Origin of the sequence: Candidatus Kryptonium thompsonii, assembly GCF_001535985.1 — a bacterium.
GTDB lineage: Bacteria > Bacteroidota > Ignavibacteria > Kryptoniales > Kryptoniaceae > Kryptonium > Kryptonium thompsonii.
Map to the genome: position 1 here is coordinate 1 of NZ_CZVS01000036.1, position 21,772 is coordinate 21,772.

Sequence of the window (21,772 nt, forward strand, 5' to 3'; positions counted from 1 at the left end):
ATCGTTGTTGACTTTATGATTTTTTCCACCTTTGGACCTCTAATCTGTTTATTTTTATTCAATTCTTTTTCTTAATCTTGCTGTTGGAATTCCAAGTTGATCTCTATATTTGGCTACAGTTCGCCTTGCAATGTTAAAACCTTGCTTGCGTAAAATTTCAGCGATCTGGTCATCGCTCAGCGGTTTGCGAGGATCTTCTTGAGCTATTATTTCTTTTAACCTTTCTTTTACCTCCTTGCTTGAAATCTCGCTTCCGTCCACTGTGTTGATTTTCTCGCTGAAGAGTTCCCTTAATTTGTAAATACCAAAATCAGTTTGAACATATTTTTGGTTTACTGCTCTGCTAATGGTTGATATGTCAACCCCAGTTTTTTCAGCAACATCCTTGTAGATCATCGGCTTCAGACCTTCTCCAGTTTCAAAAAACTCCTTTTGTAATTCAACGATAGCCCGCATAATTCGTAAAAGTGTTTCCCTGCGTTGATAAATTGAAGCAATAAACCATTTGGCTCTTGAAAATTGTTTCTTTATTTCCTCTTTTAACTCTGGGTTAAGTTTTCTCTGCTTTTTTAAAAGGTTGTAATAAGCTCTATTTAGTCGAATCATTGGAACATTTTTCTCGTTTAAGGTAATCACAAATTCATCCCCAATTCGTTCAACTATAAAATCTGGTATGATGTACTCTTGAATTATGTTTTTTCCTTCCCCTGGTTTAGGGTTCAATCTTTGGATTATTTGGATGACATCTTTCAACCTCTGTTCACTTAGACCGAATTTTTTCATCAATTCATTGTATCTCTTGTTCATAAAATCGTCGTATGCCTCATTTAAAATTCGCATGGCGAGTTTTTTCTTATCCTCTGGAAAATCTCCAACTTCCAGTTGAACGAGCAGACATTCTTTCAAATCTCTCGCTCCAATTCCAGGTGGATCAAGTCGTTGGATTTTTTTCAAAACATTTTCAACCTCTTCGGCAGTAACATCCATCTTTTCCCCAAGCTGTAAGTCCTCGACTATCTCTTCAACTTTTCTTGTAAGGTAGCCATCATCATCTATATTTCCAAGTATTTCCTCGGCTATTCTTATTTCTTTATCGTTTTCCGCGACCGTCACAAATTGTTGCAAAAGCCTTTCATGAAGCGGTTCGATGGCGGGTGGCTGCCATGGGAGTTCATCTTCAATATCTTCGCCAATTACGTCTTTTTGTTTCGGTATGAAAGTATCATCATCTTCATGGGTTTTGAGAAAATCGTCGAGCGTATATTCTTCCTCGGGTTTTGGAAGCTTGTCCTGAGTTATCTCTTCATATTCTTCGTTGAGTTCTTGTCTAACGGTTTGGGATAGGTCTTCATTTTCCCCAAGCTCAAGTTCAAGCATTTCATCAATTGAAGTTTCAAGCCCCTCCTCAAGGAATGGATTTTGCTCAAGTTCTTCCTTAATTTTTTGCTCAAGTTGAACTACGGGAACTTGAAGAAGTTTTAGGTACTGTATTTGTTGGGGTGTTAATTTTTGTTCAAGGGTTTGATGTTGTCCATATTTTAGCACTTTGCTTCACCTCCGGTTATTCAATGATTTGAATTCTTTAAGCATTTTATTATACCATTCCTGGCCAAAATATCTTATCAACGCCGGTTTTAAAAATTCGTAAAGCTTTATATTTTCTTTCTTTCCCTTCTTCACCGCTGGCTCGCATTCATTTATCTTAACATATTTTAAAATTTCACCACCAATGGATGCCCCGTTTAATCCATAATTCCTCAATGGGAAAAGATGACAAGAAGCTGGTTTTCTGAAGGAGATTTCACCTTTTAAAAAGGCTTTTTCAAAGGAGCATTTCGCCGTTCCATTTTCCCAATAGACGAAAACACATTCCTTTTTATCTATGCAGGTTGTTGCGTAACCTATATCGCTTTTCTCATAAAACCCATTTTTTTCTATGTAAGCGATATTTCTTTCGGGAAGATATTTTTTTACGATGGGAAGGGCATCTTGAATAATTTCGATCTCCTCCTCAAGCAGTGGAGCCCCAAAGTCACCATACATAAAACAACATGCGCCTTTACACTTATCAAGGTCGCAGGCAAAATATGATGTTGCAATTTCCGGGTCAACATAAATCCCATCTATAAATATCGATTTCAAGCGCATGGCATAAAGTTTTATCAATTTTCGTGCCAAAATTAAATTAATAAAAAAACTCAAATTACGGAAATTCCACCTCTGCCCACCATTTTAAATCAATGTCATCAAAAAGATTATCCCTTTCAGCACATTCAACTACAAAATTCCAATCCTCAAGGCTCAAATCACCAGTGTTCGCATATTTCTCAATTATTTCAGCTATTCTGTTGAAGTTCTCGTTGTGAAAAGCAACCCTTAATTCGGCATAGTCACGGGCTGAGATAGTTGATATTAAAAACTGCCAATCGGACGCTTGGAGAAGTAAAAGTTCACGAGCTAGCTGTTTAAGCATAAAAATCAATCTTTCGTCTTTTGAGTTATAAAATTTTTGCGCAAGCTCCTTCATTTTAAATTCATTTGAGTAAATATGTCTCCAAGTCCATTCTGTGTCTTTGTTGAGCCAGATGTAATGATATCCGCCCTCACCCCATGAGCCCTCCGGAAGGGAAACAACGGTTGAAGGATTAAGCTTTTCAATTGCTTCTGATGCGGTTGCAGGTTTTACAAATTCAGAATTGTTTAGTTTTTCAAAAACTTTCTTTAAAAATCTGGGCCCCTCGAACCACCAATGCCCGAAAAGCTCGGTATCATACGGAGCCGTCAAAACTCCAATTTTGTTGGTTTTCTCAAAGTGTTCTTTTAAGGTTGTAGTTATTAAATCAACAAAATGAGATGAATTTTCTTCGAGCCGTGCTTCAACTTTGTCAAGTTCATATTCAAGTTTATCTGCAAGGTCAGCTTTTGAACTTGTCACACGCCAATATCTTAAACCACTTGGGAATTTTTTCTTGTGGAAATCGAGATACCATCCATCTCCGGGATATCCCCACTCACCACTCCAAACTTGTAATCCAGTTTTCGGGTCTCGTGTTAAAACAGCCACTGGCTTTTTCTCTGGTTTTCCTGAGCTAACAAGATAAATTTCATAAGGTGATTTTTCCTCCTCTGGTCTATATTTAACTTGGGATTCAAATTGTTCCCAAAGCTTTCTCAAGCCTTCAAATCTTTCCAAATAAACCCCGATCGTTTTTCCACCTCTGAGTGTAGCAGTGTCAATGATGAAGAATTCAATCCCGTTTTCAGACAAAAATTCTTCAACTCCTTTTCTCTCGTACTCAAGGATCGGGAAGTTATTTTCTGGTTTAACAGGCATTTTCCACCTGTAGCCAGGTCTATATGCGCATTCTGGAAGCCATATTCCTCTTGGTTTTCTTCCAAAGTGTTTCTCGTAAACTTTGACGCCAAGTTTTACTTGTGCTTGAACGCTTGTGTCAAGTGCAAGAAGTGGTAGATAACCATGGGTTGCTGCACATGTTATTATTTCAAGATGGCCTGAATCTTGAAGTGCTCTAAATGCTGAGATCAAGTCTTGGTTATACCTATCTGTGAAGCTTTCCTTGATGTTTTGATAATACTCCCTCCAAAATTTTGCAACGCTTGCAAGATTTTTTCTTCCAGTTTTTATGAATTCAATTTCATCTTGCTCAGCATACTTTATTTTCATATCAAGGTATTGTAAAAGTTCGTCAACGAAATTTTTACTTGTGAGTTGTTCCGCAAGCACTGGTGAAATGTTGATCGTGACTTTAAAATTTATCCCATCATTTTTCAATTCATTGAAGATGTTAAGCAAAGGTATGTAGCATTCGCTTGCAGCTTCATTTAGCCAATCCATGCCATGTGGCCAACGCCCATGGCCTATGACATAAGGTAGGTGAGTGTGAAGGACAAGAACGAAATAACCATACATTGAGCTTTCAAAATTTGTTTTTAAGGTTTAAATCCAAGTGATTTTTGTTCAGTTTCACCAAGAATTTTTATCTCTCCAAATGTCGCTTCGTACTTTTTTATGTTTTCCTCAAGTGCTTTAAGTAAAAGTTTAGCATGTTGGGGAGTCATTATGATTCTGGCAAATACTTTGGCTTTGGGAACACCTGGCAGGATTCTGGTGAAGTCAATTACAAATTCAGCTGGTGAATGAGTTATAATAGCGAGGTTAGAATAAATTCCTTCGGCTTCTTTTTCGCCGAGTTCAATGTTAATTTGTTGAGTGATTGGTTGTTCGTGCATGTTTTTTATTTTTAATATAAGTTTTTAAAATTTGAACTTCAAAATTTAGAAATTCGGATATTTAACACTCTCAAGCACAAGCCCAGATGCTGGAGCGTGCATGATTTCAAAATCATTGCATTTTTCAAGCAAGATTTTTTTAAAGACATCGATATCAAACCTGCCCCTTGCAACATCAACCATTGCTCCTACAAGTCCCCTGACCATTCCGTAAAGAAATCTGTTGGCAGTGATCTCAAATATCAATTTATCATCTTCGATTTTCCATTCGGCGCTTCGGACTTCACAAATATAATCTTTCACGTTTGTTCCTTTCTTTGAGAAGATTTCAAAATCGTGTTTACCAATTATGAGCTCGGCGCATTTTTTAAGATTTTCAAAATCGAGCTCGTATTTGACGAACCAAAAGTAATTTCTACCGATGGCAATTTTATTTTTAGTTATGAAATATCTGTATGTTTTTTCAACGGCGCTGTACCTTGCGTGGAAATTGGGATCAACTTCTTCAATTGCGTGGATTACAATATCGTCAGGAAGAATTGAATTTAGGGCTTTTTTTAAACTTTCGGTTGGAATTTTATTTTCGCATTTGAAGTTTGCAACTTGGCCTCTGGCGTGAACCCCTGCATCGGTTCTGCTTGCACCGATCAAGTTTACATCTTCATTTATTATTTCTTTTATCGCTTTTTTAATTTCGCCTTGAACGCTTCTTCCGTTTGGTTGAATCTGCCAGCCAACGAAGTTCGTGCCGTCATATTCGATCAAAAGCTTAATGTTTCTCATTGAGTAAATAATTTAATTTTGCAATTGCACTTTTTCCTGAATAAATTTAAGTGCAAGTTTTCAAAGTTTAAAATGAGTCTAAAATGGAATCTCAGGCGGTCGTTGAGAAGCGAAAAGCAGCATTAAGTTCAGTTATAGCAGCTATTTTTTTAACTGGAATTAAACTCGTTGTAGGGCTGATGACTGGTAGTTTGGGGATTTTATCTGAAGCTGCACATAGTGGGCTCGACCTTGTGGCTGCTGGGATGACATATTTTGCTGTTAAAATTGCTGATAAACCTGCGGATAGAGAACATACATATGGGCACGGAAAATTTGAAAATTTATCCGCTCTCTTTGAAACTCTCCTCTTGTTCATCACATGTGGATGGATCATATACGAAGCCCTTCAACGAATTTTCTTCCACGAGGTTCATATAGATGTTAACTTTTGGAGCTTTGCTGTTGTAATTACGGCAATTGTTGTTGATTACTCTCGCTCAAGAATTTTATTCAAAGCAGCGAGAAAGTATAACAGTCAAGCACTTGAGGCTGATGCTTTACACTTCAGCACAGATATTTTAAGCTCCGCAGTTGTGATAGTTGGTTTGATTGGCGCTTGGTTTGGATTTCATAAAGCGGACGCATTTGCAGCTCTTGTGGTATCTGGCATTGTCATATGGATAAGTTTAAGGCTTGGGAAGAAAACAATTGATATGTTGACGGATAAAATTCCTGATGTTAGGCTTGTCGAGGAGATAAAAAATAAAGTTATGGAAATTGAAGGGGTTGTCAATTGTAGAAATATAAGAGTAAGACAGTCGGGCTCAAAAGCGTTCGTTGATATGGTCGTCGATATAAAAAGAACGATACCATTTGAACACGCACACCAAATTATGAATTTGATTGAGGAGAGGATAAAAGAAATAATCCCAAATGTTGATATAGTGATTCATTCTGAACCCGTTGAAACAAGCGATGAGACGGTTTTGGATAAAATTAAGATGCTCCTAATTGAGTCAAAAGCGTCAGCGCATAATATTGAAGTTCAGAGAATAAGCGATAAATATTTGGTCGACCTTCATCTTGAGTGCAAATCAGCGCAAACGCTTGAGGAGGCGCATAAAATTGCAGACGAAATTGAGGCGAAGATAAAAGAAAAAATCCCAAATGTTGAAAAAATCTCAATCCATATCGATGAAGAAAATGACATGATAAAGGAGATAAGAATTGTAAATGACGAATGCGATGAGATAGTTCGAAGAATACACGAGATCGCAAACTCGCAAAAAGGTGTCGTTGAGTGTAAAGATATAACTGTGATGGAAATAGACGGGAAATATAAGGTAACAATAAACTGCTTCCTTGATAATTCACTTTCTCTTTCAGATGCACACGAAATTGCAACTACGATTGAGAATAAAGTTTATCTTGACATAAAAGAGGTATCAAAAGTGGTCGTTCATGTAGAGCCGGAAATGAAACTTAGGGACGAAAAAAGATGAAACTGTTTTCTTCAGGAGAAAAGTTGAAACCTTTCTGGGTTTTTAAATCGCCGGATGGTTTCAAAATATGGAAAATTTTCCCAACAAGATATGATAAAGTCTTATGTGAGTTAAGAAATTTGGAAGGGAAAAATGTCAAATTTGTTTGTCTATCGACCGAGAATGGTAAGAAAGTCTGGGAAGATTTAAACATCGATGAACCATGGTGGGTTCAAATATCTGATTCAGATGAAGATTTGTTTTTTCTTTGTGAATTTAGACGTCCCGATTTCCCAGTGCAGGGGAAAATTTACGCTGTTGATTCAAATAGTGGTAAGATCCTTTGGGAAAATGAAGAACATACTTTTCTTTTTGCCCTGGATGGAAAGGTTTACACTGCTAAAAATTTTATTGAAAAGAGAATTTTCTTCGAGCTTGATTCAAAAACTGGTGTGGTGATTCGAGAACATGGTGAAAATGTGGATTTTATAAACGAATTGAAAGAGTTTAAATCTGAAAGCATGAACTTTATTGAAACATCGCTACCTTTTGATGAGTATCATCCTGGTTACGATAAAATCGTTGAGGATATAAAACCATTCATTGAAGATGCCGATCCAAGATTTCCCCCTGAAGTTTTAACAAAGGGAAACTTTGCAATTGTAAATTATCACATCCTTAACAAGTCAAAACTTCCGCTTGAGATTGAAAAGTTTTCGAACATTTTAAAGATAATAAACATTGAACAAAAGAGTTTGATCTACGAAGACATTCTTTACCGAGACTTATCTTACTTTCTCCCAGATGTTTTCTTCTGCAAAGGCGATCTCCTTTTTTATGTTAAAAATCAAACGGAGTTAGTAACAATTAAATTGCCACAGGTTTATGAAAGTCATTACGGATAAATTAACAGTTTCAACGAAGGGATTTAACGATATAATTGATATCACTGAGCAAGTTCAATCTATTTTGAAAAAGCATCAGGTTAAAGAAGGTAATGTGACTATCTTCGTCTCTGGTTCAACTGCTGGAGTTACGACGATTGAATATGAACCTGGATTATTGAAGGATTTGCCCGAAGCATTTGATAGAATTGCACCTATGGATAAAAGATATCATCATGATTCACGATGGGGTGATGACAACGGTTATGCTCATGTGAGGGCGTCAATTCTTGGTGCATCTTTAACAGTTCCGTTTTCTAATGGAAGATTACTCGTCGGGACATGGCAACAAATTGTACTTGTTGATTTTGACAATCGTCCGAGGACGAGAAATATAGTTGTTCAAATAATTGGGGAATAATTTCATGAGCGAAAGCTTTACGGAGATTTCACAAATTGGGGAATTTGGGTTAATTGGGCGATTGAACGAAATAGTTCAACCGTATCGTGATTCGTTCATTGTTAAAGGGATTGGAGATGACGCTGCTGTTTACGTTCCTGCTGAGGGGAAAGTGCAAGTTGTCACAACGGATGCGTTAATCGAGGGGGTTCACTTTGATTTAACATTTGTTTCAATGCGAAATTTGGGGTGGAAGGCGATGGTTGTGAATTTAAGCGACCTTGCGGCGATGCTTGCAACGCCGAGATACGCCTTGATAACAGTTGCAATTCCGCGAAAAATTTCAGTGGAAATGATGGAAAATCTATACATCGGAATAAAATCGGCATGTAATGAGTTTAATTTTTCGCTTATCGGTGGGGATACAACAACCACATTTGGAAATATGGCTATCTCCGTCACGATGATCGGTGAGGCAAATAAAGATGAAATTCCATATCGCAGTGGAGCAAAGATCGGGGATTATATTTGTGTAACAGGAACGCTTGGTTTATCGTATGCAGGATTAAAGATACTTTTGCGTGAGAAGAAAAAATTTATGGAAGCTGAAGATAAGCAAAATTTTAAACCAAATTTTGAGCCGTTTTTAAAAGCGATTGAAAAACATTTGAGACCAATTCCAAGACTTGACATCGCTGGAAAACTTAAAGATTTGAAGGTTAAAGTTAATTCAATGATTGATATAAGCGATGGGCTTTCGTCGGATTTGAAACATATTTGCAGACAAAGTGGTGTTGGAGCGGAAATTTACGAGACAAGTTTGCCAGTCGATGATCTTGTTAAAAAAATTGCAAAGGAAGAGTTTAATGAAGATTATTTAATGTATGTCCTACACGGTGGCGAAGATTATGAACTTTTATTTACGGTCTCTGAGAGCGAACTTAAAAAACTAAACGAACTTTATAATGATGTTAAAGTTATCGGCAGGATACTCGACCGTGAGCAGGGAATTAAGTTGATAAAAGAAGATAAAAGCGAAATAGATATTGAATCTGGCGGTTGGGATCATTTTAAAATTAAATTTTGAATAGAATGAGAAGTCTGGTTTGGCTTATTTTGATTTTCTCCATTTCTTTTTCTCAGGGAAAACCTCAAAAGTATTGGATCGTTTTCAAGGATAAAGGTATTTATGAAAATGTTTCGCTTGCCAAAGGGAGCGCTTTTTACGAAAGACTTAAATTTTCAATCTCGGAAAGATCCTACGAGCGAAGGCTTAAAACAGTTAAGGATGAGAGGAAAGTTTTCGATTATTACGATCTTCCCGTTTACGAGGGCTACATTGAACAGGTGCGTTCGTTGGGTGTTAAAATTAATGTAGTATCAAAATGGTTAAATGCGGTAAGTGCATATCTTGACAGTGAGCAAGTAAATAAAGTTAAAAATCTTCCTTTCGTTCTTGAGGTCAAACCCGTTGCTAAATCGGCGAGAACAGTTGATATTTATGAAGATTTGGAAATCGAGAAACCACTTATTGACTACGATTATGGTCGTTCCGAGCTTCAGGTCAGATTTTCTGGTGTTAAGGAATTGCACAAGATGAACATCATTGGGAAAGATGTTATCGTTGGAATGATGGACACCGGTTTCAGGTTGACGCATGAAGCACTTGCGGAGGTTGAAGTTCTCGCTGAATATGATTTTATTTTCAACGACTCAACGACCGCGAATCAAGCGCAAGATGCGCCAAACCAAGATTTTCATGGTACATTGACGCTTTCTGTTCTCGGTGGCAAAAAAGATGGAAAACTCATTGGAATTGCTCCCGGGGCTAAGTTTGTTCTCGCAAAAACTGAGGATATAAGAAGTGAAACACCAGTTGAGGAGGATAATTGGGTGAGGGCAATTGAATGGATGGATTCGCTTGGGGTTGATGTTGTTTCAAGCTCACTTGGTTATATTGATTGGTATACTTATCAAGATATGGACGGGAATACCGCAAAAATAACGAAGGCTGCTGATATAGCGTTTCAAAAGGGAATTGTCGTTGTGAATTCAGCTGGGAATGAGCGGAACACATCTTGGAAATATGTAGTTGCGCCAGCTGATGGGAAATATGTTATAGCGGTTGGTGCTGTCGATTCGCTTGGGAGAATTGCAAGCTTCAGCTCAATGGGTCCAACCTATGATGGTAGGATAAAGCCAGATGTTTGCGCTCTTGGAGTTTCGGTTTTTGGGGCATCCCCAAGTTCAAAAGATACCTATGTTTATGCTTCGGGGACATCGCTTTCATGTCCAATTGTTGCGGGGATAGCTGCTTTAATTCTATCAACTCATCCTGAGTTAACTTCATTCGAAGTTAGAGATGCCATAAGAAATACAGCAAGTCGTGCTGGAAATCCAGATAACGATTATGGTTGGGGGATTGTGAATGGTCTTTCTGCGGCTCTTTACCATGGACCGATTATAAGCAATTTCCCGGAGATAACACAAAGCTTGAACGGATATGAGGTTTCTGTTTATGTGATGTCAAGAAGCGGGATCAAGGAAGTTTTTATCATGTCAAATAATCAAAAAATTCAAATGAGTTTAGTTTCTGAAAATAAATACAGCGCAACGCTCGAATCTTTACCTTCTGTCCTTTCAATTTTTGTCATTGATAACGATAACAGGACCAATATTTTGACAAAATATTTTGAGCCTGAACCGCCAAAGTCTGAACCACCAAAGAGTTTTTATCTATCTCAAAACTTTCCCAATCCATTCAACTCGAGGACAGTTTTCCTTCTTGATTTACCTGAGCCTTCGCATGTTAACATTTCAATTTATAACTTGCTTGGTCAGAAGGTTAAAACGCTTGTCGATAGATATTTTTCTCAATTTGTTAAAGATTTCAGGATAGTATGGGATGGCACCGATGATTATGGGAGGGAGCTTCCAAGCGGTGTCTATTTTTGCAAGCTTGAGACACCTAAGTATAGAACCGTTCGAAAAGTTGTACTTGTAAGATGAAAGATAAAAATTCAAATACATTTTCGCTTGGACAGATTTTACTTGCTTTGGGGTTTGCTTTCGTTTTACTTGTCATAACTCTCATTAAAAAAACTTTCCCATTTCCAGCCTTTGATGTTGTTTCAGATGTTTTATCTTTAACATTGTTGATAACTTTGATTTTGATAGTTCAGCCGTTCGCTCAAAAATTCGAGAAAAATCCCGTTGACGGGATAAAATTTATATCTATCTTCTTGTTTGCACTTGTTGGGATTTCATTTGCATTTAAAAATTTAATTGGCATTCAAAAGGTTGGTGAGTTCACAACTTTAGCTACTTATGTAGATGTTATCAGTGCCAACATTTACAACTTGATTTATGCCTTTCTACTCTCAATAGTTTTTTCAATCTTTTTGAAGATCCTTTTTCACGAGCGTGGAAGGGAAGCTAAGGTGAAGTTCATCATCACATTTTCATATTTTGCTATTTTTGAGCTCTCGAGGAGAATTTTTGAACTTCCTAATTTATTGCCACAATTGTTGGGAGGATTCCAAATAATTTTATTTATGTGGATTTCGTTTAGAATTCCGTGGGTTATAAGTCTGTCTAAAAAGGATAAATACAAAGTTTTGCTTTTTTCGTTTCTTTCGATTTTATTTTCTTTTCTTCTTCAAAGTCCGTTTGTGACTGGAAGCGCTGCTGAGGGAATGCGATATTATTCGGATTTATTTTTCTCTTTCACTCATTTTTATTTTCAGCCCTTTTTGATAATCTATTTCTTCTTTGTCTTTGGTAGCGTGATTTTTCACCTTCCGACAGGTGAAATTTACGAGCGTAGGGTTACGGAACTTTCAACGCTTCAAAATATAGGTAAGCTTGTGGCTCGGGTGTTTGATGTAAAGGAGTTTTCTGAAATGTCGGTTAAAATTGCAATGGAGATGACGAACTCAAAATCGGCGTGGGTTGAGATGAAACTTTCTAATTCCACTCAAATTTACGGAAGGTATGGAATTGAAGAGTCCGAAATGTTAAAGATAATGGAGCAAATCTCACATGTTAAAGAAAAATTTGAAGGAGTGCACTTTAAAGAAGGTTATCACATCGATAACTTTGAGGGTAAAATAATTCTTATTGCGCCACTTGTTGCACATGACAAAACCTTAGGTTTATTGTATCTTATGAGGGATGATAAAAATTACAATCAAGATGAAATTAATCTTGCGCTTGCCTTTGCTGGTCAAATCGCTATCGGGGTTGAAAATTCACGGTTGATTCAGGAATCAATTGAGAAGGAACGGCTTGCCCGTGAGTTTGAACTCGCAAGGCAAATGCAGAAGAAACTTCTTCCAAAGTCTTTACCAATCTCGGAAAAATTTGAAATTTCAGCTCTCTCTGTTCCCGCTTTTGAGGTTGGTGGTGATTATTACGACTTTGTGATTCATGAAGATGGGAATATTTCTTTAATCATAGCTGATGTTTCAGGCAAAGGTGTGTCAGCAGCGTTCTACATGGCGGAAATAAAGGGTGTTTTCCAATCGCTTGCAAAAATTTATCCGAAGCCCGTTGATTTTCTCGCAAAGATGAATGACACTATCTTTGAACATATAGATAAAAAATTTTTTATCACGCTTGTTTATGCTTATTTTGATTTGAAGAAAGATGTTGTTTACATCGCAAGAGCTGGACATTTGCCACCTGTTCTTGTTAAAAGAGGAACACTTAAATTTTTGAAATTGTCTGGAGCTGGAGTTGGGCTTATGCCGACCCACTCCTTTCGGAAGTTGATTAAAACGCTTAAACTTAAACTTGAAGAGAATGATTTACTCGTTTTTTATAGCGATGGTATAATTGAAACGTTGAATGAGGAAAACGAAGAATTTGGATATGAACGATTTGAAAGGGCTATAATATCAGCTTCAGATAAATGCTCAGATGAAATCGTAAATTCAATTCACAATGAGTTGACAAGTTATCAAGGTGAAATGCAACAGGTTGATGATATAACAATAGTTGTAGTTAAATGGAAAAAATAATTGGGAGCTAAAATGGCAAAAAGAGAAAGAGAGAAAAATTTCGATGTCGAGATTGAAGAGAAAAATTCAGTTAAAGTCTTGAATTTGAGAGGATATCTTGATGCATATACTTCCCTTAAATTTGAAGAGGTGATGAAAAAGCTTGTTGAGGGTGGAAGTTATAAACTTGTCGTCAACATGAAAAATTTATCTTATATAAGCAGTGCAGGGTTTGGGGTTTTTATGGCTTTCGTTGATGAGGTGAGAAAAAATGGTGGTGATATTAAATTTTGCTGTCTTTCTAAAAAGATAGATGAAATTTTTGAGCTTCTTGGGTTTAAACATATCTTCAGCGTTTTAAATAGCGAAAATGAGGCAATAAAATCGTTTGAGAAAGTCAGGGTTAAAAATGTCAAAGGAAGAAAGAAATAATAAAATCGTCGTTAGAAGCGATTTAAGAAATCTTAAGATTGTTCGTGATTTCGTCGCCAAAGGAGCGAGAAAATTTGGTTTTGATGAAGTTGAAACTGAGAAGATAATTCTTGCTGTTGACGAGGTATGCACAAATTCAATAAAGCACTCATATAGAAATAATCCGAGCGGTGAAATAACCATCGAGTTGAAAGCCCATGATGATGAGTTTACAGTCGTCATTTCATATGATGGCTTACCCTTTAACCCCAAAAAGATAAAAATTGAATCGCCAGTGCAAAAATACAGCAAGACGGGAAGCGTTAAAAGAGGGAAACTTGGAATGTTTATAATTTATCAGTTCATGGATAGAGTGAAATATACAAGGAAAGGAAGCAAAAATGTCGTCATCTTAACAAAGTTTTTAAAGCGAGATAATGTATAAAACTGAGGCAATTTTTACACTTGAATCCATCTTTAACCTTGGGAGGGCACTTGGGTCTGCGAACACTGCCGAGGAAATTTTAAAGGTTTCAATCTTATCCCTTATGGGAAAGTTAAAGGTGAGCAAGATTGCTGGATTTGTATCGTCTGGGGATAGATTTAAGCTTGTTTATTCAAGAGGTGTTAAAATAGACGATGAAATTGAAATAAAACGTTTTGAAATTCCATCTGAATTTACACGCTTGAAAAAAAGCTGGATTAAAAATTTAATTCTGAGTAAAGAGTTTGACTACATTCTTCCGATCAAATGGGCACAAACTCATACCCTTGCTTTAATCTTTCTCGGTGGAAGGAATAAAGGCTTTACAAAATCGGAAATAGATTACATTAACTTCGTTTCAAACTTCACAGCCATTTCTCTTAAAAACATTAACTCAATCCTTGAATTGAAGAGAAGTGTTTTTGATTTGACTGTTTTAAATGAGTTTACTCAAAGCATCCTTTTAAAAAGAGATGAAGGGGAAATTTTTAATTCACTTGCACTGACTTTGATGGGGCATTTTGGAGTTGAGAGCGTGTCCGTTATTAAATCTGATGGAAGCACGATTAAAATTTTCTCCTTTCCCGATGAACAGCACTTCTCAAGTGGATTTATTAGGAAAATTTTAAAGCTGGGATCAATGAATGCCCAATTTTCAAGAATAAAAGCGAAAAGTTTCCTTTTTGCTCTTGGTCAAAGATCACCAGATGGGCAGAGAAGTTATGTTTTATTGCTCGGCAAGAAAAGAGGGAAGATAAATTTTAAAATTAGCGAAGTAAATTTGCTTCAAGCGTTGTTTACTTCTTTTGTAAATGCAGTTGAAAATCTTAGGATGATTAGTTTGAATTATGATATCAATCTTGCTTATAACATCCAGCGAAATCTTTTGCCACTTGAACTGCCGAAAGATCCAAGAGTTGATATTTATGGTTTGACTATGCCGTCAAAGGTTGTAAGTGGTGATTACTATGATGTGCTTAAGATAAGTCGGGATGAATTTATCGTTGTTATAGCTGACATCTGCGGGAAGGGTTTATCCGCATCACTTTTGATGTCAAATTTGCAGGCATCGTTGAAAAGTATTTTACTGTTTACAAATGAAATTGAAACTATCACGAATTTGCTTAACAAAGTTGTCTTGCTGAATACATTATCAGAGCAGTTTATAACATTTTTTATTTGCAAGATCGATTTGAAGAATTTGACAATTGAATATATTAACGCTGGACATAATCCCCCAGTTTTGTTAAGTGAGAACAAAGTTAAGTTTCTTGAAAAGGGTGGAGTGGTGCTCGGTGTTTTTAAAAGCAAGTATAAATCTGAAAAAATAAAAATTAATCGGGGTGATTTAATCTTTCTTTACACAGATGGGGTCACAGAAGCAATGGATCAGTTTGAAACGGAACTTGGCATTGATAAAGTTATTGAAACAGTTCGTTCGTTAAGAAATCTTCCATCTCGTGAAATTGTTGAAGGCGTAACAAAATTAATCAAATCCCATACTTACGGGGTTGAGCAAACAGATGATATAACAATGGTCGCTGTAAAAGTTTTATAGTCGACTCATTTTTTAAAGACAATTTTGTAGATTTTGTCATCCCCTGGCTGTGGACTTCCTCTGCCGTCCCTGTTGCTTGTGAGAATGTATAGATTGCCATCTGGACCTTCAACAACATCCCTTAATCTTCCAAATTTCCCTCTTCTATTGTCAAATGCAAACCATCTTTCGATTCGTGTGACTTTATAACGATCCCCGGATTTTCGAATCTTAATTCGTATCAATGCCTCACTTCTTAATGTTGCCACGAATAAATCACCTCTATAAAAAGTCATGCCTGATGGTGGGGTTGCATCCTTCCAAACAACGATCGGATCTATATAATCTTTTTCTCCCGGCGCTCCAATTACTTTAGGCCATCCGTAATTTCCACCTTTGTAAATAACATTAATTTCGTCATGCCCAAAACGCCCATATTCTCCCGAGGGACCATGTTCAGATTCGAACAAATCCCTAGTTTCAGGATGCCATGCTAAACCTTGTGGATTTCTATGACCATAGGAATAAATCGGCGAATTTGGGAATGGATTATCTTTGGGAATTTCTCCATCCGGAGTTAGCCTTAAAATTTTACCATTGAGCGAATTTAAATCTTGCGCTAACTCGCCTTTAAATATTTCGCCAGTTGTGATATAAAGCATCTTGTCAGGACCAAATTTAATTCTTCCACCGTTGTGGAATCTCGCACCAAGTATGCTGTCGATTATGACTTTGTCAAAAGTTCCGCTTTTGCCGTTATCTTTAATTCTTATGACCCTGTTAAAAATTTTACCATCTTTCGTCTCGTATGTGTACATCGCATAAATAAAGGGTTTTTGGGGAAAATCAGGATGAACTGCAAGTCCCATTAATCCACCTTCACCAAAGTGTTTGACATCAATTTGCATATATGGTTCTGGCAAAAGTTTTCCGTTCTCAATGAGTCGGATTCTTCCGGGTCTTTCGCTGACGAGAGCTCTTCCATCTGGCAGGAAGACAAGCGACCACGGTATTTCAAGATTATCTATCCATACGCTTACTTGAACATTTTCTCCATCGGGTAGATAAATATCTTAACTTCTTGAGGCTTTTGCCCGACGATTTGAAAGCAAGAGACCAAAATTGTAAGGAGGGCGAAGGAAGATAAAAGTTTTGCTTTCATCGTGGTTCTGCCTTTTTGATTTTTCTTTTTTCAAAAAATGGGAAAAATTTTGAGAAAAACAAAATGTTTTGCCAAAAATTTGCTTGACTTTAGCTCGGAAAAGTTTTATTTTCAAATTGAACAAAAATAAAATTTGTTTTTGCCATGAAATTAATTTATAAGCTTACTTTCACCTTACTCCTTCCGCTGCTTCTGCTCTCACAAGAGCAATGGGTATATAAAAAATCAATTGAGTTCCCTGCCACAGATACTTCATATGTCAGACCATTTTTGTGCGCTGTCGATGCAAGTGGTAACTTATGGGTTATATCTTCAACAGCGACAGATACATCAGCTCACAACGCATTGTGGAAAGCAGGACCAAATGATAGTGTTTTTACACTTGTTTATGATTATACCGCAAGATTTGATACAGCGAATGTTCATTCGCTTCGCGGTATAACGACGATTCAAAACGATGTGCTTGTCATCTTTAGACAGCCTATTAGTATGGGTACAGTTTCAGGGCTTGATTATTTTAAGAATGGCGATTCGGAACAGAAAGTTAGATATGGGGCTGGTTTTGGGCAGGTTGGCTATGGGACATATGTGTATGGTTTAAGTGCGACAAAGGATAGTTTTGTTTATGCTGGGACAACATATCAAGCTCAGGGAGAGCAAGGACCGACCCCAAGAGTTTATAACTTCACAGGTAGATCGATCCAAAGTGATACTATAACAGTGGCTCCCGGTGCGTATGTTCCGCCTCCATTTTATTCAACCTGTCCTGGTGGGCGTTCTCCTAGTGGGTTTGATGCAATTCGTGATGTGGCAGTTATACCTGATGGAGATTACAACAATCCGAACACTCCATTTTTTACATCAAGAAATAGTTCAGAGGATAACCCAACTGCGGGCAATGTTGCAATCTGGACGGGCGGAACACAAGTTGAACCTAAGGATTATAGGGGGCAGGCGTTAACTGATTTTGCAGGTTTTTTGGCGCTTGGTAGATTTATTCCATCCGGAATTTATGCGGATAAAAATGGGAGATTATGGGTTTGCAGACCTGATTCGGGTTTTCAGACTGTTAAGGCGTTTGAAGTCGCTGGGAATTTTGCTATGGAAGTTTTGACGCTTGAAGGGGCACCGTTTGAAGCACCTTGCGATGTCGCTTTGAGTCCGGATGAGTCAAAAGCGTATGTAATTGATATGTTTGCAAGAAAAGCTTTCGTGTTTGAGAAGGTGACATCTGTGGCTCAAGATGATGAGGTCCCAAAGGATTTCGCAATTTATCAAAATTATCCGAATCCGTTTAATTCATCAACCGCTATCGTTTATGAAATCCCGAGCGATGGTTTTGTAAAGATTAATGTTTACAATTCACTTGGTCAAATTGTTGCTTCACTTGTTAATTCAGTTCAAAGTGCTGGGAAGCATATCACAAGTTTTGAGGCGGGGAATTTGCCGAGTGGTGTTTATTACTACCAACTTGAATTTGGCAATTTAAAGTCGCCGATGAAAAAGATGGTTTTAATAAAATAATTTTTTTAAAGCCATGAGGCTACCGAAAATTACAGTTTTGCTTGTTATATCTTTTTCGGTTTTATTTTCACAAACCCCGAAAGGGAAAATCTTTGGCAAGATCACGGATAAAACGACGGGCGAGCCACTTGTGGGAGCAAATGTTTTGATTGAGGGAACGACGATGGGAGCTGCAGCAAATTTTGACGGTGAGTATTTCATTATTAATGTTCCACCGGGGCGATATAATTTGGTAGCAAGTATGGTTGGATATAAAAAAGTGATTGTCAAAGATGTCGCAGTTTATGTTGATAGAACTACAACTGTTAACTTTCAACTCGAACCGACGGCGATAGAGGTTGAGCCTGTAATAGTTGAAGCGAAAAGAGCGATTATTGAAAAAGATAAGACAGCAACATCTGTAAACATAGAGTCTCGGGAAATTGAGAGCGCGCCGATCGAAGGTTTAAAGCAAATCCTTGAATTAACAGCTGGTATAATTCAAAATCCCAATGGAACGTATAGCATTCGCGGTGGCGGAGCTTATGAATTAAACTTTTTGATAAATGGGGTTGAGCAAATGACTACAAATACTGGCGTGCCCGGATATAGCTTTGCATGGGATAAATCAAATAATTCTTGGAAATATGATTATAATCCGCTTGCAGTTGCACAGATGGAGATAATTTCAGGCGGATTCAGTGCTGAGTATGGGAATGCTCAATCTGGTGTTGTAAAGGTTGTGACAAAAGAAGGAGGTCCAAAATTATCCGGTGAATTTCGTTTTGAGTATAGACCCCCGGGGCAATACCATTGGGGACCGTATTTGTATGGACCTGAAACTGTTGAGTGGCAAAAGTGGGGAACTTTGGAAAGATGGAAACAAACTTATCCAGATTCGTCGGATGAGTGGATTTACAAGATGTGGCGTAAGTGGGTGGAAAACCATTCACCAAATCCAGACGGAAGCTCAAATCCACTTGGGGTTTATGATTATAGAAAACTTGCTTACAGGAGATTTTTAATTGGCTTTGGAGGTCCGCTTGGCTCCAGCCCTGAAGCATTGAGATTTTTTATATCCGCGGAATATAGAGAGAAGCCGACGAGAATACCCACAATTGAAAGAGTTCAAGTATATCAAAATTACACTTTAACTTTATCTTGGAATCCGGCGCCGAAGCATAAGTTTAAACTTATGGGTCTATACCAATATTATCGTGGCGGATTATTCTCGGGTTCAGATGACATTCGCTGGGCGGGAAGAGATGGAGCGTGGAAATATGTTCTTGTTACTGATTCTCCGAGGGACGAGATAACAACGACGCAAAGTTTTACTTGGACATATGCGATAAATCCGCAATCATTTTTTGAACTGACGGCGTATCACTCAAGGGAAAGATATGTTGTTTTAGTTCTGCCCGTGCCTCAAAGACCAAGTTATTTAAGGGATGATGTGTGGTCGATTCCACCTGGACCATGGGATGAAGGTTATAGAACTGTTTATTCATTTACGACGCTTTATGGGCAAGATGCGAGGACCGACGCTTGGAGCGTCTATGGTGATTACACAAATCAAGTAACAACAAGATTACAGTTAAAAGCTGGTTTTAAGTTAAACTACTGGGATACATATTACAATGCGGTTTCAAGTTTTGCAGCGAACGCTTTTATCTCAAGGACTGGTTATGCGGAGTATTACAAAGCATATCCTTATTATATCGCTGGCTATATTCAAAGTAGATTTGAGTATGAAGGTATGGTTGCGAATATTGGCGTTAGAGCCGATGGTTATAATTTTAACACAGAAATTCCGTACGATAGATTTAATCCATTTTATCCAGCTCTTGGCGCTGAAGCGATCGGTGATCCGAGGACAAAGCACACCAAGGCTCATTTTAGGATTTCCCCAAGGTTTGGAATTTCATTTCCAATAGGTGAAAACACCGCTTTTAGGTTGCAGTATGGACATTTCTATTCGATGCCGACGTTTAAAGAAGCATTGATGAAAACGACTGAACTTGGTTGGATAGCCTATGGTAATGGAAACCTTGGACCAAAGCAGACGATAAGTTATGAATTTGGCTTACAACACAGTTATAAAAATACACATAGAATTGACATCGTTGCTTATTATAATGACAGGGTCAAGCAAGTTGGCACTCTATACGTCTATGCTCCAAGTGCAGGGATAAGGAGAAACAAGAGGTATTTAACTTATGAAAATAATTCTTACGGCGCATCGAAGGGAATTGAAATAACGATTGATAAAGTTGCTCCTGGCAGATGGGGTTATAGGTTAACTTATAGTTTGTCGAGAACTACATTTGGATATTACGGTCCCCTGGCTATATGGTCGGATGATCCGAATGATCCGAGAAATTACCAGGAGAGAAATCAAGCAAATGATTTCTTATCTTACGATGATAGAACTCATACGTTTAGAGCACTCGTAAATTATAGCGTTGAAAAAGGTGGTGGAATTGAAATTTTGGGTGTTAAACCATTTTCAGATTTTAACATAAGTTTAACATATACTGCTCAAAGTGGGACACCATTTACTTATGTGACAAGTTATGATGAGTTTAAAGATGTAGTGAACAATCGCCGTTATCCACTTGAAGCAAAGTTCGATCTCAACTTGACGAAAAGGATATACTTTGGTAAACAAAGTTTGTTGCTTGGCGTTAGGATAATGAACTTGTTTAACAACAGATGGCTTACGCCTTTCTCATCCCAGGACGATTTAAGGGATTGGGTTGAGAGAAACATAACTCCGGATATGTTGAAACCGGGCGAGGACCCATTAAATCCAAGGGCAAGTTATAAATTTAACTACTTTACAACATATCGAAATGTTCCAAGAGAAATTTACTTTACAATCGGTTTCGGCTTTTAAAATAAAATTTGCCCCAAGATGAGATTAAAAATTCTGTTTTTCCTTCTTCTAATTGCAACATTTTTATCAGCTCAAGTTTCGGCACCACTTCTTTACTTTAAAAGGGGGATGTTATGGGAGTCATTTTATTATGGGAAAATTTGTCCACCTTTTAACAATTGGCAAAGGATAAATTATGGTATGGATTGGCCCGGATTCGATCCCGAATGGATTGGTGCTGACATCGGTGGTCCAGCTTCACATCTTGTCTCAGGCGGTTTGATAATTGCTGGACTTGACTCAAGTGGAAAAGTTATCGCTGCGGAAGATTGGGCGTTATATGCTGGATCTGTTTCGCCGGAGCCGGGGGCGAAGTATATAGTCAAAAAACATCATAAAATTGAAAACCATTGGCAGGTCAATTTTTCAGGTCCCGAAGAGATTATTGAAAGCGTGTGGGAATATAACCCAAATTACCAACCGCAATATCAAGGTGATAAACCTTTGCCTATAAGAGTTGAGAGAAAGGCTATGCAGTGGAGTGGTTCTCAAGCCGATGAAAATTACATCATAATTGAGTATGTGATAAAAAATATAAGCAATGAACTTTCCCCTGGTGATAAATTTGGTCTTTATAACGCCACCATTTACAAAATGTATGTTCTTTTCACCTATGCTTTCTCAATAAACTCGCGAGCATGGAGGGTTTTATTTTATCCGCAATATAGCGAGGGAGCAAGAAATAATCGTTTCTTTTTCATCNAAAAAGCCTTACTGTAAAGTTTGGTGTGGGAGGTGGATCAGGGACATTATATCCATTTTCATAATTGAACTGGGCACGACGGGCATTTTTTAAAAGTTCACTGTATCCTCTATTTCCAACCGTTGATGCACCGGTATTTGGGTCTATTGCTTCTTTATATGAAATCCCACCGATAACCTCTGCAGTTACAATTTTTATCGTATCTCCCGGATTTAATGTCCAAGGTCCAAGCGAAACAAGAGACCACATCCTTCGG

At 37.6% G+C, this 21,772-nt stretch carries 17 protein-coding genes; 11 read left to right on the forward strand and 6 right to left on the reverse strand.

Translation table 11 applies throughout. The annotated features are described in order from the left end of the window. Positions 1–54 precede the first annotated feature (54 nt). The 5 genes from rpoN to truA are packed head-to-tail and all read right to left on the reverse strand — an operon-like array spanning position 55 to position 5,034. Complete coding sequence (gene rpoN, locus AWW78_RS06035; protein WP_047134570.1) at positions 55–1,545, reverse strand: RNA polymerase factor sigma-54; 1,491 nt, start codon at positions 1,543–1,545, stop codon at positions 55–57. Positions 1,546–1,551: 6 nt separating this feature from the next. After that, entirely contained in the window at positions 1,552–2,166 is a 615-nt protein-coding gene (locus AWW78_RS06040) for a DUF3109 family protein (RefSeq protein ID WP_234697368.1), read from the reverse strand. 37 nt (positions 2,167–2,203) lie between these two features. Continuing rightward, complete coding sequence (locus AWW78_RS06045; protein ID WP_047134571.1) at positions 2,204–3,931, reverse strand: glycoside hydrolase family 57 protein; 1,728 nt, start codon at positions 3,929–3,931, stop codon at positions 2,204–2,206. Between the two features lie 20 nt (positions 3,932–3,951). Continuing rightward, complete coding sequence (locus AWW78_RS06050) at positions 3,952–4,251, reverse strand: DUF3467 domain-containing protein (RefSeq protein ID WP_047134572.1); 300 nt, start codon at positions 4,249–4,251, stop codon at positions 3,952–3,954. A gap of 45 nt (positions 4,252–4,296) precedes the next feature. Then, positions 4,297–5,034 (reverse strand): tRNA pseudouridine(38-40) synthase TruA, encoded by a 738-nt coding sequence (gene truA / locus AWW78_RS06055; protein ID WP_047134573.1) that lies wholly within the window; start codon positions 5,032–5,034, stop codon positions 4,297–4,299. Between the two features lie 83 nt (positions 5,035–5,117). Here truA and AWW78_RS06060 point away from each other — a divergent pair, with 83 nt between their 5' ends. From AWW78_RS06060 to AWW78_RS06100, 9 genes are read left to right on the forward strand one after another with little or no spacing between them, the layout of a single operon-like run. Next, positions 5,118–6,518, forward strand: coding sequence for a cation-efflux pump (locus AWW78_RS06060; protein WP_047134574.1), 1,401 nt, complete (start codon positions 5,118–5,120; stop codon positions 6,516–6,518). After that, positions 6,515–7,402, forward strand: a complete 888-nt coding sequence (locus AWW78_RS06065) for a DUF4905 domain-containing protein (RefSeq protein ID WP_047134575.1) — start codon at positions 6,515–6,517, stop codon at positions 7,400–7,402. Before AWW78_RS06060 ends, AWW78_RS06065 begins: the two co-directional genes overlap by 4 nt. Then, positions 7,383–7,802 (forward strand): secondary thiamine-phosphate synthase enzyme YjbQ, encoded by a 420-nt coding sequence (locus tag AWW78_RS06070; RefSeq protein WP_047134576.1) that lies wholly within the window; start codon positions 7,383–7,385, stop codon positions 7,800–7,802. The genes AWW78_RS06065 and AWW78_RS06070 overlap by 20 nt, the downstream gene beginning before the upstream one ends. Positions 7,803–7,806: 4 nt before the next feature. Further along, the gene (thiL, locus tag AWW78_RS06075; protein WP_047134577.1) at positions 7,807–8,868 is read left to right on the forward strand and encodes a thiamine-phosphate kinase; all 1,062 of its coding nucleotides are present in this window, start codon (positions 7,807–7,809) and stop codon (positions 8,866–8,868) included. Positions 8,869–8,873: 5 nt separating this feature from the next. Next, positions 8,874–10,790, forward strand: a complete 1,917-nt coding sequence (locus AWW78_RS06080; protein WP_047134578.1) for a S8 family peptidase — start codon at positions 8,874–8,876, stop codon at positions 10,788–10,790. Beyond that, entirely contained in the window at positions 10,787–12,802 is a 2,016-nt protein-coding gene (locus AWW78_RS06085; RefSeq protein ID WP_047134579.1) for a GAF domain-containing SpoIIE family protein phosphatase, read from the forward strand. The genes AWW78_RS06080 and AWW78_RS06085 overlap by 4 nt, the downstream gene beginning before the upstream one ends. 12 nt (positions 12,803–12,814) lie before the next feature. Continuing rightward, positions 12,815–13,213, forward strand: coding sequence for an STAS domain-containing protein (locus AWW78_RS06090; RefSeq protein WP_047134580.1), 399 nt, complete (start codon positions 12,815–12,817; stop codon positions 13,211–13,213). Next, on the forward strand, positions 13,191–13,637 hold the full coding sequence (locus AWW78_RS06095) for an ATP-binding protein (protein WP_047134581.1): 447 nt from the start codon (positions 13,191–13,193) through the stop codon (positions 13,635–13,637). The genes AWW78_RS06090 and AWW78_RS06095 overlap by 23 nt, the downstream gene beginning before the upstream one ends. Further along, a complete protein-coding gene (locus tag AWW78_RS06100) occupies positions 13,630–15,234 on the forward strand; it encodes a PP2C family protein-serine/threonine phosphatase (RefSeq protein ID WP_047134582.1) in 1,605 nt (534 codons plus the stop codon). Before AWW78_RS06095 ends, AWW78_RS06100 begins: the two co-directional genes overlap by 8 nt. Before the next feature lie 5 nt (positions 15,235–15,239). Here AWW78_RS06100 and AWW78_RS06105 read toward each other — a convergent pair whose 3' ends face one another. Next, entirely contained in the window at positions 15,240–16,283 is a 1,044-nt protein-coding gene (locus tag AWW78_RS06105) for a PQQ-dependent sugar dehydrogenase (RefSeq protein WP_047134583.1), read from the reverse strand. 236 nt (positions 16,284–16,519) lie between these two features. Here AWW78_RS06105 and AWW78_RS06115 point away from each other — a divergent pair, with 236 nt between their 5' ends. Further along, entirely contained in the window at positions 16,520–17,899 is a 1,380-nt protein-coding gene (locus tag AWW78_RS06115; protein WP_075426155.1) for a T9SS type A sorting domain-containing protein, read from the forward strand. Positions 17,900–17,912: 13 nt separating this feature from the next. Then, positions 17,913–20,774, forward strand: a complete 2,862-nt coding sequence (locus AWW78_RS06120) for a TonB-dependent receptor (RefSeq protein WP_047134584.1) — start codon at positions 17,913–17,915, stop codon at positions 20,772–20,774. Positions 20,775–21,772: the final 998 nt, after the last annotated feature.